This is a genomic window from Bradyrhizobium sp. ORS 86 (genome assembly GCF_045571475.1).
GTDB lineage: Bacteria > Pseudomonadota > Alphaproteobacteria > Rhizobiales > Xanthobacteraceae > Bradyrhizobium.
The window spans coordinates 6,945,443-6,959,119 of sequence record NZ_CP120699.1; the positions used below are offsets into that span (position 1 = coordinate 6,945,443).

General features: G+C 63.8%; 13 protein-coding genes. 1 reads left to right on the forward strand and 12 read right to left on the reverse strand.

Features of this window, described 5'->3' with window-relative positions; genetic code table 11:
• Window positions 1-64 precede the first annotated feature (64 nt).
• From P6U25_RS32085 to P6U25_RS32115, 7 genes are all read right to left on the reverse strand, one after another.
• Window positions 65-1,237: a phosphoserine transaminase gene (locus P6U25_RS32085; protein ID WP_407148742.1), complete on the reverse strand. Its 1,173-nt coding sequence runs from the start codon at window positions 1,235-1,237 to the stop codon at window positions 65-67.
• Between the two features lie 323 nt (window positions 1,238-1,560).
• Window positions 1,561-2,031 carry a GNAT family N-acetyltransferase gene (locus P6U25_RS32090; protein ID WP_407148743.1) on the reverse strand — a complete coding sequence of 157 codons (471 nt, stop codon included), beginning with the start codon at window positions 2,029-2,031 and terminating at the stop codon, window positions 1,561-1,563.
• 21 nt (window positions 2,032-2,052) lie between these two features.
• Complete coding sequence (locus tag P6U25_RS32095; protein WP_407148744.1) at window positions 2,053-2,643, reverse strand: glutathione S-transferase family protein; 591 nt, start codon at window positions 2,641-2,643, stop codon at window positions 2,053-2,055.
• A gap of 71 nt (window positions 2,644-2,714) precedes the next feature.
• Window positions 2,715-3,566, reverse strand: coding sequence for an outer membrane protein (locus P6U25_RS32100; RefSeq protein ID WP_407148745.1), 852 nt, complete (start codon window positions 3,564-3,566; stop codon window positions 2,715-2,717).
• Window positions 3,567-3,748: 182 nt separating this feature from the next.
• Window positions 3,749-4,603, reverse strand: coding sequence for an outer membrane protein (locus tag P6U25_RS32105; RefSeq protein ID WP_407148746.1), 855 nt, complete (start codon window positions 4,601-4,603; stop codon window positions 3,749-3,751).
• Window positions 4,604-5,387: 784 nt separating this feature from the next.
• Window positions 5,388-6,734: a phosphoglucosamine mutase gene (glmM, locus tag P6U25_RS32110; protein ID WP_407148747.1), complete on the reverse strand. Its 1,347-nt coding sequence runs from the start codon at window positions 6,732-6,734 to the stop codon at window positions 5,388-5,390.
• Window positions 6,735-6,946: 212 nt separating this feature from the next.
• Window positions 6,947-7,123 (reverse strand): hypothetical protein, encoded by a 177-nt coding sequence (locus tag P6U25_RS32115; protein ID WP_407148748.1) that lies wholly within the window; start codon window positions 7,121-7,123, stop codon window positions 6,947-6,949.
• A 106-nt stretch (window positions 7,124-7,229) separates the two neighbouring features.
• Between P6U25_RS32115 and P6U25_RS32120 the strand changes: the two genes are divergently transcribed.
• Complete coding sequence (locus tag P6U25_RS32120) at window positions 7,230-8,366, forward strand: L-lactate dehydrogenase (RefSeq protein WP_407148749.1); 1,137 nt, start codon at window positions 7,230-7,232, stop codon at window positions 8,364-8,366.
• 78 nt (window positions 8,367-8,444) lie between these two features.
• Here P6U25_RS32120 and P6U25_RS32125 read toward each other — a convergent pair whose 3' ends face one another.
• The 5 genes from P6U25_RS32125 to P6U25_RS32145 form a co-directional block, all read right to left on the reverse strand.
• Window positions 8,445-9,053 carry a hypothetical protein gene (locus tag P6U25_RS32125; protein ID WP_407148750.1) on the reverse strand — a complete coding sequence of 203 codons (609 nt, stop codon included), beginning with the start codon at window positions 9,051-9,053 and terminating at the stop codon, window positions 8,445-8,447.
• 191 nt (window positions 9,054-9,244) lie between these two features.
• Window positions 9,245-9,823: a hypothetical protein gene (locus tag P6U25_RS32130; protein ID WP_407152673.1), complete on the reverse strand. Its 579-nt coding sequence runs from the start codon at window positions 9,821-9,823 to the stop codon at window positions 9,245-9,247.
• Window positions 9,824-9,937: 114 nt separating this feature from the next.
• Entirely contained in the window at window positions 9,938-10,780 is an 843-nt protein-coding gene (locus P6U25_RS32135; protein WP_407152674.1) for a shikimate dehydrogenase, read from the reverse strand.
• Between the two features lie 31 nt (window positions 10,781-10,811).
• Window positions 10,812-11,450, reverse strand: a complete 639-nt coding sequence (locus P6U25_RS32140) for a YoaK family protein (protein ID WP_407148751.1) — start codon at window positions 11,448-11,450, stop codon at window positions 10,812-10,814.
• Between the two features lie 145 nt (window positions 11,451-11,595).
• Window positions 11,596-13,644 carry an elongation factor G gene (locus P6U25_RS32145; RefSeq protein WP_407148752.1) on the reverse strand — a complete coding sequence of 683 codons (2,049 nt, stop codon included), beginning with the start codon at window positions 13,642-13,644 and terminating at the stop codon, window positions 11,596-11,598.
• Window positions 13,645-13,677 lie beyond the last annotated feature (33 nt).

A 13,677-nucleotide genomic window follows, 5' to 3' on the forward strand; every position in this document is an offset into this window, starting at 1 on the left:
TGCGCATCGCCCGGGGAAATCCGACCTCTCCCCGTAAGAACGGGGAGAGGTGACAAGAGAAAACTTACGCCGCTTTGGGCAACGCTGCCTTGGTCTCGGCGAAGGCCCAGTCGATCCACTGCGTGAGCAGCTCGACGTCCTTTGCTTCAACGGTGGCGCCGCACCAGATCCGCAGGCCCGCCGGCGCATCGCGGTAATACGCGAAGTCGAAGCCGGCGTTCTCCTTCTCCACCAGCGCGACCAGCTTCTTGCAGAAGTCGGCCTGTGCTTCTGATGGAAGCGAGGTGATCGCGGGATCGGTGAACTTCAGGCACACCGAGGTGTTGGAGCGGATCGCGGGATCCTTCGCCAGGAAATCGATCCACGGCGTCTTCGCCTTCCAGTCGGCAAGCACCTTGGTGTTGGCGTCGGCACGCGCGATCAGCGCCTTCAGGCCGCCGATCGACTTCGCCCAGTTCAGCGCGTCGAGATAATCCTCGACGCAGAGCATCGACGGCGTGTTGATGGTCTCGCCCTCGAAGATGCCCTGGTTTAGCTTGCCGCCCTTGGTCAGGCGGAAGATCTTGGGCAGCGGCCAGGCCGGCTTGTAGGTCTCCAGCCGCTCGACCGCGCGCGGCGAGAGGATCAGCATGCCGTGTGCGGCCTCGCCGCCGAGCGCCTTCTGCCAGGAGAAGGTGACGACATCGAGCTTGGCGAAGTCGAGCGGCTGCGCAAAGGCGGCCGAGGTCGCATCGCAAATCGTGAGGCCTTCGCGGGTCGCGCTGATCCAGTCAGCATTCGGCACGCGCGCGCCCGAAGTGGTGCCGTTCCAGGTGAAGACGACGTCGGACGCGGGGTCCACCTTGGAGAGATCGGGGATTTCACCGTAAGCCGCGTTCAGCTTGGTGACGTCCTTCAGCTTCAATTCCTTGACGATGTCGCTGACCCAGCCTTCGCCGAAGGATTCCCAGGCGAGCGTGGTGACGGGCCGCGCACCGAGCAGCGACCACAGCGCCATCTCGACCGCGCCGGTGTCGGAGGCCGGCACGATGCCGATCTTGTAATCGGCAGGGACTTCAAGCACCTCGCGCGTCAGCTCGATCGCGAGCTTGAGCTTGGCCTTGCCGATCTTCGCACGATGCGAGCGGCCGAGGGCGGCATCCTTGAGATTGTCGGGGTTCCAGCCGGGGCGCTTGGCACAGGGGCCGGAGGAAAAATGCGGCACATGGGGCCGCGAAGCGGGCTTCGCTGCAGTCATAATCTACCCTTCCAGATAGCTGCCTCTCGGTGGGGAGAGGTTTCCCGCCGCCGGAAATAGTGGAAAGGCGTCAGAACGTCAAGAAACTTCGGATGCGTCGGCCGGATATCGGCATCACGGCTGATTGATGGGGCGTCGCCACGCGGCGCCAATTTGCTGACCCGTGAAACCACGGGAATCGGCAACTCCCCGGCCGAAGAGCGGTCTGCGGTCGCTCCACTCTCCTGGTCATATCCGAGGATGGATTGCGTCGCGGAGCCTGTCATCCGGCGGCTCTTCGCACCGACCGGGTGACTGGGGCCGTACGCCTTCGCGCCAGCGCGTTAGAAACGAATCGTCATGCCGACATGGCTTCGTGCGAATCCAAGCCGCTCATAGAAGCGCTGCGCATCGACGCGGGTGTGATGCGTCAACAATTCGACGAGCATGCAGCCCTTCGCACGCGCTTCCGCGACCGCCCACTGCACAAGCTGCTCGCCGATGCCGCGGCTGCGGCAATGCTTTGCGACGCGTACATCCTCGAGCAAACCGCGCGAGCCGCCTTGCGAGCTGATGCCCGGCAGGACCGCCAGTTGCAGGCAGCCGACGACGGTTCCCTCGCCGTCGACGGCGACCACGAGTTGCAGGTTAGGATCGCGATCGACCCGCTCGAACGCCTGATAGTAGCTTTGCGGCAGCGGATCCTCGATCCGCTCACGCGCGCTGCCGAGCGGATCGTCGGCCAGCATGCCGACGATGGCGGCGACGTCGTCGCGACGAGCCCGGCGAATGGTGGCGGATGTCGGTGCGGTCATCGTCGTTCGTTCCGTTTCAGGTCAGCGTGCCGGCGGCAGGCCAAGCACGCGCTCGGCATCGGCAATCCAGCGGTTGATCGCGGGATAGCGATCGAGGTCGAGGCCGCCTTCATGGGCGACCCGCGTGTAGGCGAGCAGCGAGACATCGGCCAGCGAGAACGCGTCCCCGACCAGGAAGCGCGCGCCGCCGAGCTGCCGCTCCAGGTGATCGAGTGCCACATAGCCGCGCTTCACCAGGTTCGGATCGAGATCCGCCACCGCCTTGCCGAGATACACAATGTGAAAACGGCAGACCGCCACGTAAGGCTCGTGGCTGTTCTGCTCCCAGAACATCCACGCATCCATCTGCGCTGCGCGATAGGCATCTGTGGGGATCAGGTCGCTGCCGCGCGCGAGATAGCGGATAATGGCGTTGGACTGAGCCAGCGTGCGGCCGTCGTCCAGCTCGACCGTGGGCACCTGGCCCCAACCGTTCAGCTTAAGAAACTCGGGCGTCCGGCTTCCGCCCTTCATCGTATCGATCTCGATCCACGTGTAGGGCAGCGCCAGTCTGTCGCACACCCATTTCACCTTCAGGCAATTGCCCGAATTGGCGTCGCCGTAGATTTTCATGTGATCGCGCTCCGCTTGCGGAGCAACATCCGATCAGCCGCACATTGCGATGTCAAGCCAAGTGGCGCGCGTCAGAACTTGTAGCCGATGGCAGCACGTACGCTGTTCTGCGTGACCGATGTATTCTTGACCTGCATAAACTTGACGTATTCCCACTCGCCGCGCACGAAAACGCAGTTCCACAACATGTATTCCAGGCCGAGACCAGCAGTCCAGCCGGCAACGTAATTGTCCGTTCTCGTATCCGTTGCGGTTTGTGAAAACTGCGGGAGTGCAAAGGTGGTCGAACTTCCGTCGGCAAAGTTGATCGTTCTGTTGACGGAGCTTGTGACCGTGCGCGCAACGTCCATTCGACCGACGGCAAGGCCGCCGAAGATGTACGGCAGGAAGTCACCGGTTGCCCAACCCGCGCGGCCGCGGAATGTCATCTCGTCCTTAAGCTTCAGCGACGCGCTTCCATTCAAGGTCACGCCGTCTGCGGCAGTGGCGCCGGTTGGCAGGACCAAGGTTGGCTGTGCGACTTGAATCGGACCCAGGCTTCCGAAGGTCGATGTCGTAAGGCCGGACCAATAGGTATAGTTCGCTTCGACTCCCAACACGACGTCGTCAAACTGATAGTTGCGTCCGACGAACGCTCCGAAGCCCGAGCTTTGCGCATTGACCCGACCCAGCAGATTGAATTGGGACGTCGGAGCCTGCAGCGTGGTGTTGCGAAAGATGGAATTGGTCAGGGATGAAACGCTACCGCCAAAGTCGGTATTGATCCATGTTTGGCCGACCTGACCGCCGACATACCAGCCGTCCCAGTTTCTGGTTGGTGCGCTCGAAGCGGGGAGACTGCCACGTAGGAACTCCGGCATGTCGGCGGCGTGCGCGCCGGTTACCGCCCCGAACATCATCGCCGCCAGCAACAACCTACGCATCGCAACGCTCCATCCAAATACAGCAAATTACGCGCTGATCATCGCCTGTTAACCTTAACCAATCGTTGTCGCCGGCCGCTTTCGGCATGCTCGCGTTGCAGAGCTGCGATATCGGCGACAAAGAAAAACGGCGCGGGATGATCCCGCGCCGTCTGCGATCGTTAACCGGTGAAGACCGGACATTAACCCTTGGTGATCAGCGGGGGCGGCGGTGGAGGCGGCACATCGCAGCAGGTCCAGCGCACGCCAAGCCGCACGTCCTGCGAGGTCAGGTCGCGGAACTCGAAGGGACGGGTGCTGGTGTGGCCATCGAAGGTCGACCCGCCACCGGTAACTGCAGAACCGAGATCGAGGTAACGATAGGCCAGCTCAACAGTGAAGTTGTTGGTGACCTTGTAGGCCACACCGGCGTGCAGCGCCCAAGCGAAATTCACCTTCGTCGCACCATCGGCCTGATACAGGCTTGTGCTCAGGTTGTTGGCCGGGAACGTGGTCAAATCCGCCAAACCCGTAGTCTTGTTCCAGGCGCCACCAACGCCGGCGCCAATGAACGGCGTCAGACACCACCAGGTACCGAGATCGGCATACACGTTCACCAATCCGACCCAGCTCGAAATGCCTCCGTTGTAGGTGTCGCCGAGCGGCCAATTGCCGGGCACGCCGTTCAAGCCACTGATCACTGCGAAATCATTGCCATTGAAGTTCACCTTGGAACGATACTCACCGGTAATGTCGGCACGGAACCAATTGTTGAACTGATAACCGACGCCGAGGCCGAACGACGTTCCACCAGTAAAGCCGTGGCCGACCTGCCGAACAGACACGGTCGAGGCGTCATTGTAGCCAGGCGCAAACAGCTTGCCGTTGAGGTTGGTCATGCCGATATCGCCGCGGAGATACCAGCCGCCGAAGTCCTGCACCGGCGGCGGCGCATACGCCATCGGGGGCGGCGGCATGATAGGCATGTCGGCGGCGAACGCCGCGGAGGACAGCAGGGATGCCGCGCCCGCGGCAATCAAAGACTTAACGCTACGCATTTGGCTTTGTCCTTTTGGCCAGTGAGGCGAACACGCAAAGCCCCACGTCTGAAACTCACGGACCAAACGATGCCAGCAAATGCTTAAGCGGCACTTAACCCTAATTTTTAAGGTTGACGATCCCTCACCAATCTTCGCGCAATCTCGCTTTTGCTGTCGCGAGTGATGCATTCACGGCACAGCAAGATGGCGATTCCGCCGCAAGTCCTAACGATGCGTTGACGATTGCGCCTAGCGACGGCGCAGGGAACGCGCGCCTGTTAGCGAATGCTTAACCCTGCACAAACGCGATTGGCCCCGTCGGGGTCGACGCGGAGGTGACAGCGACCAGTCGCATGAGCCGATAGCAGCGATGCGCTGTGTGGTCAGCGTCGCTGCGCCTCGAGATGCAAGGCTCGGACAAATGATGTCCGAGAATGCGGATGCACATTCTCTCTCAGTCGTCATGGCCCGCCACCGGGTCGCGCGAACGCGCGCCCGATGACAGGCTCCGGCGGGCCATCCAATACGCCGCGGCCTCTCGGTTCAAGCACCAGCTTCTCTGGAATACTGGATCACCCGCATGCGCGGGTGATGACACCGCGTTCACTTCGTAGAGGGCGGAACGAGATGCAAGGCTCGGACAAATCATGTCGCGAGGATGCGGATGCACATTCTCTCAGTCGTCATGGCCCGCCACCGGGTCGCGCGAACGCGCGCCCGATGACAGGCTCCGGCGGGCCATCCAGTACGCCGCGGCCTCTCGGTTCGGGCGCGCATTCGCGCGACCCGGAAATGACAGGTACTAAGCCGCTGCGGCGTGGCCGAGCGCGCTGACGATGTTGTCGACGACCTCTTCCACCAGGATACGGTCGTCGCCCTCGCCCATCACGCGGATCACCGGCTCGGTGCCGGAGGGGCGGATCAGGAGCCGACCGTGGCCATTAAGGCGGTTCTCGCCGTCGGTGATCGCGGACTTGACCTCGGCGTCGTCGAGCGGCTTGCCGCTGCGGTAGCGCACGTTCTTCAGGATCTGCGGCAATGGATCGAAGCGCCGGCAGACCTCGGACACCGGACGGCGGAGCTTCTGAACCACGGCCAGCACCTGCAGCGCCGCCACGAAGCCGTCGCCGGTCGTCGAATAATCGGACATGATGATATGGCCCGATGGCTCGCCGCCGAGATTATAACCGCCGGCCAGCATCTGCTCGAGCACATAGCGGTCACCGACCGGCGTACGGACCATGTGCATGCCGTTGCCTTGAAGGAAGCGCTCGAGCCCGAGATTGGACATCACGGTGGTGACGATGCCGGGCTTGGCGAGGCGCCCCTCTTCCTTCCAGCTCTGCGCGATCACGGCGAGCAACTGGTCGCCGTCGACGATGTGGCCGCGCTCGTCGACCAGGATGACGCGATCGGCATCGCCGTCGAGCGCGACGCCGATATCAGCGCGCATCTCGCGCACCTTCTTGGACAGCGCCTCAGGCGAGGTCGAGCCGCATTCCTTGTTGATGTTGAAGCCATCGGGTTCGACGCCGATCGGAACGACATCGGCGCCGAGCTCCCACAGCGCTTCCGGAACCACCCGATAGGCCGCGCCATTGGCGCAATCGATCACGACGCGGAGGCCTTCGAGGCTGAGGTCGCGCGGCAGCGTACGCTTGGCGAATTCGATGTAGCGATCATGGACGCCGTCGATGCGGCGAGCGCGGCCGAGGCTGGCGCTCTGCGACAGGCGACGATCGAGCGACTCGCCGAGCAACTGCTCGATCTGCTTCTCGACGTCGTCGGACAGCTTGAAGCCCTGCGGGCCGAACAGCTTGATACCGTTGTCCTCGAACAGGTTATGCGACGCCGAAATCATGACGCCGAGATCTGCCCGCATCGACTTGGTCAGCATCGCAACCGCAGGGGTCGGGATCGGGCCGAGCAGCAACACGTCCATACCGACCGAGGTAAAGCCCGCGACCATGGCGTATTCGATCATGTAGCCGGACAGCCGTGTGTCCTTGCCGATCACGACGCGATGGCGGTGATCGCCTCGCTGAAACACCAGACCTGCGGCCTGCCCCACCTTGAGCGCGAGCTCCGGCGTGATCAGCCCATTGGCGCGGCCCCGAATCCCGTCGGTCCCAAAATATTTACGGCTCATGTCACCCCCAGCGTGGGCCTCTCGAACCCACCCGCCGAGAACGCCCCAATGCCCGCCATTTTAGCGTGCATCGGCCTTATAATGTGTCAGCCGCTAAAATGACTTCAAAAAATATGATGAATCATTACCGGCATCGAATCACGCGATTCGAAGCTAAGCCGTTGTGAAATAAAGGATTACTCCTTTGGGACGCTGCCAACCCGGGGGGCGCCTCATTGTCTGTCGCCTTTGCGCAGGACGTGCCGGTCCTCCTTGCTGGGCGGTGGCTGGGTCACGTTGACGGGGTCGGAACCCGGAAACGTCTCTTCCAGCCCCTCCTCCAGGGCATCGTCCAGACGGCGCTTTTCAGCATTCTCATTCGCTTTCGGCTTGGAGCCTGATTGCGTCATTGCGCTCTCCCATCCGTCGTCGATTTGGCAGGCCTCCCAACCATGCTAGATGACGGCAACACCGTACATCTGCAAGACTTGCGACAGAGGAAGGCCGGGAACGTCCATGAAGCACATTACCTGCATCGAAGATTTGCGCCAGTTGCACAAGCGCCGGGTACCGAAGGCGTTTTTCGATTACGCGGACCGCGGCTCCTACACCGAGGACACGCTGCGCGCCAATTCCGCCGACCTGCAGCAGATCAAGTTCCGCCAGCGCATCCTGGTCGACGTGTCCAAGCGCAGCCTGTCGACCACGATCCTCGGCGAGCCCGCAGCGATGCCGCTGATCCTGGCGCCGGTCGGCCTGCTCGGCATGCAGCATGGTGACGGTGAGATCTATGCCTGCCGCGCGGCGCAGGCGGCTGGCATTCCCTTCACCCAAAGCACGATGTCGATCTGCTCGATCGAGGACATCGCGGCGGCCGTCGACAAGCCGTTCTGGTTTCAGCTCTACGTCATGAAGGACCGCGGCTTCATCAAGTCGCTGATCGAGCGCGCGATCGCGGCGAAGTGCTCGGCACTGGTTTTGACCGTCGACCTGCAGGTGATCGGTCAGCGCCACCAGGACATCAAGAACGGCATGACGGTGCCGCCGGAATGGTCGCTGTCGAAGCTGGTCGATTTCGCGACCAAGCCGGCCTGGGTGTCCGGCGTGCTGCGCGGCAAGCGCCGCACGTTCGGCAACATCGCCGGGCACGTCAAGGGCACCGAAGACCTCACCAAGCTGTCGGAATGGACCGCCTCCCAGTTCGACACCTCGCTGAACTGGAAGGACATCGAGTGGATCCGCAGCATCTGGCCGGGCAAGCTGATCCTGAAGGGCATCCTCGATGTCGAGGATGCCGAGCTCGCCGCCAAGACCGGCGCGCAGGCGATCGTGGTCTCCAACCATGGCGGCCGTCAGCTCGACGGTGCGCCGTCCTCAATCGAGGTGTTGCCCGAGATCGCCGATGCGGTCGGCTCGAAGATGGAGATCATGTTCGACGGCGGCATCCGCACCGGCATGGACGTGATGCGCGCGCTCGCGCTCGGCGCGAAATCCTGCATGATCGGCCGCGCCTATGCCTATGGCCTTGGCGCCGGCGGGCAGGAAGGCGTCGCCAAGGCGATCGACATCCTGGCGAAGGAGCTCACCACCACGATGGGGCTGTGTGGCGTCAACACGATCGCCGAGATCGACGACCACGTGCTGGCGGTGTGATGTAGCCGCTATCGCCTCTCACGCAATCGTCGTCCCGACCTTCGCCGGGACGACATCGTTGAGAGAGCCTTTCTCTCCTTACATCGGTGGGGTAATCCCATCGCGGCCGACATTGACACGATTGGCTTCCAGCGTGCCGTCGTCCTTCTTCACCGCGCCGAAGATGATGATCTTGACGCCCGGCTTGATCTCGGACTTGTCCCCGGCCACGAAGGTCACCACCGGCGTGCCGGGCGGCACCACGACTTTCTTCTCGCCGTCCTTGTACTTCACCAGGATGTTCTGGCCCTCGGTCCCCTTCACCGTCTCCGCGACCGTCGCATTGGTCATGGTCGAATTGGCCCGCAGATCCCAGGGACGGAAACCCTCCGCGGCGCCGCGCTGGTTTTCGGGGAAGATGTGCACCGCGATCGCCTTCTGCGTTCCGTCCGGCTCCGGCATCGCGGTGACGCCGATGTAGGACCCCGGCTTGATCTCGGACAGGTCGGTCTTGGCAACGCCGAACACCGCCGCATTGTCGGTCATGCGCACTTTCATGTCGGTGCCGTCGCGCGACTTGATCGACAACACCGGGCCGTCGACAGCCTCGATGGTGCCGCGGATGCGCACCGTCGGCGGCTGCTGTGCGGATGCGAGCGAGGCGAAGGCAACGGCGAGCAACGCCGCGATCAAAGACGATTTTGGCATGATGGTTGTCCCCGAGGATTGGCTGGCAGATGTGGAAACACCGGCGACGTGCAGGTATTCCAAAGACCCGTTGCCCGGATGGAGCGAAGCGACATCCGGGGACCCCAGCGCTCGGCACTGTCGAGAGTGTCGCGGAACCTGTCATCGGGCACGCGTTCGCGACCCGTTGGCTCCTCCGCGCTACCGAACCGTCACATCGGCGGGGTGAGCCCATCGCGGCCGACGCTGACGCGATCGGTCTCGATGGTGCCATCCGGCCCTTTCTTCATGAAGGCGATGACCTTGGCGCCGGCCTTCAGGTCCGACTTGTCGCCCGGAACATAGGTCACAACCGGCGCCTCGGGCGGCACCACGACTTTCTTCTCGCCGTCCTTGTATTTCACCAGCAGCGTATGACCGTCATTGCCGACGACGGATTGCGCGACCGTCGCGTTTGTCATGCTGCTGTTGGGTTTGAGATCCCAGGGCCGCGAGCCTTCGCCGGTGCCGCGCATGCTCTCGGGGAACACATGCACCTCGACCGCCTTCGGCACGCCATCGGGTCCGGGCACCGTGGTGGTGCCGATGAAGGAACCGACCTTGATGTCCGACAGCGCGACCTTGGTGAGGCCGAGCACAACGACGTTGTTCGTCATGTGCAGCTTGACCTCTTCACCGCTGCGTGACTTCACCGCGAGCGTATCGCCGTCGACGCTCTCGATGGTTCCACGAACCCGCGTCGGTGTGGGCGGCTGTTGCGCGAGCGCATAGAGCGTGGACGCCGCCACCATCGCTAGCGCGATAGACGGACGGACGAATGGATTAGGGCGGAACGGCATGGCGTGGTCTCCGGGTCATAACCTGACCCAACACTGGACCCCTGCCTTGCGACCCTATTCCGTGCCTCAAGTCTTTGTGAGATCGGCCTCGACCAGCGCGCGCAGTTCGGGGGTGACCTGCGGACGCTGCCCGAACCACAGCTCAAAGCCGCGCACCGCCTGGTGCAGGAGCATGCCGAGCCCGTCGGCGGTATCAAGCCCGCGCGCCTTTGCCGCTGCAAGCAGCGGCGTCACCAGCGGCACATAGACGAGATCGGAAACGACGGCCGATTGCGGCAACCGGCCGACATCGATCTCGAGTGCAGGCTGGCCGTGCATGCCGAGCGATGTCGTGTTCACCAGAAGCCCTGCGCGCGGCAGCAACTCGTTGACCGCATCCCAGGCCGCGGGAACAACGTTGCCGCCAAACTGATCGGCCAGCGCGCGGGCGCGGCCGATGGTGCGGTTGACGAGATGCACGCGGGCGATGCCGCGCTCGACCAGGCCGAACACCACTGCGCGCGCCGCGCCGCCGGCGCCGAGCACCAGCGCGTCCTCGGTCTTGTCCCAGCCGGGCGCACAGGCGTCGAGATTGTTGATGAAGCCTTCGATATCAGTGTTGGTCGAACGCAATTCACCGTCGGCAAACCACAGCGTATTGGCGGCGCCGATGGCGCGGGCGCGGTCGTCCGGCGTCGACAACGCCAGCGCGCGCTCCTTGTGCGGGATGGTGACGTTGGCGCCGACGAAGCCGCGCAGCGCCAAACGAAACAGGAAATCCTGGAAATCGTCCGGAGGCACCGCCTCGATCACATAGCCGCCCTCGATGCCGAGTGTGCGCAGCCAGTAATGATGGATCAGCGGCGAGCGGGAATGCGCCGCCGGCCAGCCGATCAGGCACGCGGCGCGGGTTTTGGAGGACGATGTCATGCCCGTGACATCGGCCAAGCCGCTGTCGCTGTCAATCCGTCCGCTTCGCGGTTTGGGCCGCCAGCATGCTGAGCGCGAACGCGGTGCCCGCAGCGAACCAGATCGCGGCGAGGTTGATCCAGCGGTAGGCAAGTGCCCCGAGCAGCGCACCGGCGACCAGCGCCGCCCACAACAGCAGATTGGGCAGCCAGGCCCAGCCCGCGCCGCCGGTCAGGGCCGCGGCGATCAACTGGCCAACCTTGACCAGCGCCCCGGTGACATAGGTGAGACCGAGCCCGCCGCCGTCGAGTTGGAATACGGCGTTTTCCAGTCCCATAGCCAACACGATCGCCGCGATCGCGCTGTTCGGCCGATCGAATTCGTGGGCGGCGGCGGCGACCGTGAGCAGCAGCGCCTCGGCGAGCAGGATCACGGGCTGGCGATGCGCGATGCGGCTGAGCACGATCAAGCTGCCGGCCGCCGCGCCCACGACGAACAGCACGATCAGCCCGAAGGCCTCCAAAGCAGGCCTCCAATCCGCCTCGGAAAGGCTCACGCCAAGCCGGGTCGAGTTGCCGCTCATGAAGGAGACGAACAGACCGCCGAGATGCAGGTAGCCGATGCCGTCGACATAGCCGGCGAGCCCGCTCAGCGCACACGCCAGCATCACGTTGCGGCGGGATTCAAGCATGCGTTTGGAAACTGCCAAAAGCGCATCTCATTGGCCATCCCGGGATGGTCCGACGGACCATACCTCAGATGCGCAATTGCGCATCGGGGAATCTCGAAATTCCGGATCCGCTCGCTGGCGCGAGCGCTCCGGAATGACAATCAGATCACGCCGCGTCGCGATGTGCGGCGATGATCTGGTCTGCGGCGCGGCCGGTTACTTCGGCCATCCGGTCGAACTGGCGGGTGAAGCTGCCGGCGCCGGCGGTGGCCGAGCGCAGTTCCACGATGAGGTCGCCGATCTCGGCTTCCGGCATGGTGGCGCGGACGCAGTCCCATCCGGTCCAGCCATCGCGGGTGTCGAAACCGAGGATCTGCCCGCGGCGCGCCGACAGGATCGCATTGATCTTGGCGGTCGCCTCAGTGGGACAGACGATCTCGACCATGTGGATCGGCTCCAGCAGCACCGGCTGGCATTGCGGCAGCGCCTCGCTGATGCCGATCCGCGCCGCGGTGCGGAACGCCAGATCGGAGGAATCGACGCTGTGGTAAGAGCCGTCGGTGAGCGTGACGTCGATGTCGATCACCGGGAAGCCGAGCGGCCCGCGTGCCAGAGCGTCGACGACGCCCTCTTCCACTGCGGGAATGTAGTTGCGCGGCACCGCGCCACCCACCACCTTCTCGTGGAATTCGAATCCCGAACCGCGGGGCTTCGGTTTGATGTCGAGCACGACGTCGCCGAACTGGCCATGGCCGCCGGACTGCTTCTTGTGCCGGCCGCGCTGGGTGATCGGCTTGCGGATCGTTTCCTGGTAACCGATCGCGGGCGCGTGTGATTTGACGTTGACGCCGAAGCGGTCTTTCAGCCGCTCCTGCGCGACGCGCAGATGCATCTCACCCTGCCCCCACAGCACGGTGTCGTGGGTGTGCGGATTTTGGACCATCGTGAGCGATGGATCCTCCTCGTTCAACCGCAACAGCGCCTGGCCGAGCTTGACGTCGTCCTTGCGGTCGGTCGCAGCGATCGAGATCGACAGCACCGCCGCGGCCGGCTCAACCTTGGCGAGCGATGTGGGCGCGGTCTTGCCGCTCGAGACCGTATCGGCGGTCTTGATCGCATCGAGCTTGCCGAGCGCAACGGCGTCGCCGGCCTCGGCCGACGAACGCTTGCTGTCGTGCGCGCCGGAAACCGCGAGGATGCCGGAAACGCGGCCGCTTTCGCCGGACGAGGATTGCAGCGTCGCGCCGTCCTCGAGGCGGCCCGCAAGCACGCGCGCCAGCGACAGCTTGCCGCCGTGCTGCAGATGCACGGTCTTGAACACATAGGCCAGCGCATCCTTCGCATCGGACGTGCCAAGGCGCTTCGCGGTCTCGGCAACGCCGGGCGCTTCATGACGCAGCGCCTTCATCAGCCGCAGCACGCCGTTCTCGCGGATCGCCGAGCCGAGCAGCACCGGGCAGATCAGCCCTTCGCGCAGTTCGCGCGCGAGGTCATCGAACACCGCGTCGCGCGGCGGCTGAATATCCTCCAGCAGTTGCTCCATCAGCGCGTCGTCATGGTCGGCGAGCTTCTCCAGCATCGAGAAGCGCGCTTCCTTCTCGCGATCGAGATCGCCGCCCTTGAGGGCTACGACCTCCGACGGCTTGTGCTCGCGATAGACGAAGGCGCGCTCGAGCGCGAGATCGACGAAGCCTTCGATCAAGTCGCCGTTCCAGATCGGAATCTGGCGCAGCACCAGCGGCACGCGCGAGGCGGGCTGCAGCATCGCGAGCGTCTCGCGGATGCGCTCGTTGGCACGATCGATCTTGTTGAGGAACAGGAAACGGGGAATGCCGAGCTCCTCGAGCTCGCGCAGGATGATTTGCAGTTGCGGCAGCTTCTTCTCATCGGCCTCACAGACCACGACCGCGGCATCGATCGCCGGCAACGCGGCACGCATGTCGTGCGCGAATTCAACCGAGCCGGGACAATCGATAAAGGTGTAAGTGTCGCCCATGAAGGTGGTGGAGGCGGCGGTCAAGCTCACGCCCATCTTGTGCTGACGCGCCTCGGGGGTGGCATCGCCGACGGAGGTTCCGGCATCGACGCTGCCGGCAGTCTTGATGGCGCCCGTGCGCGCCATGATCGCTTCCAGAAGTGTGGTTTTACCGCTTTGGAAAGGGCCCACCAATGCAATGCACCGTGGACCTCGGGGACTTCTGACGTCTTGTCCCATTGCCGCCTCCTCGTGCTGGAGCTCGGCCCGTGA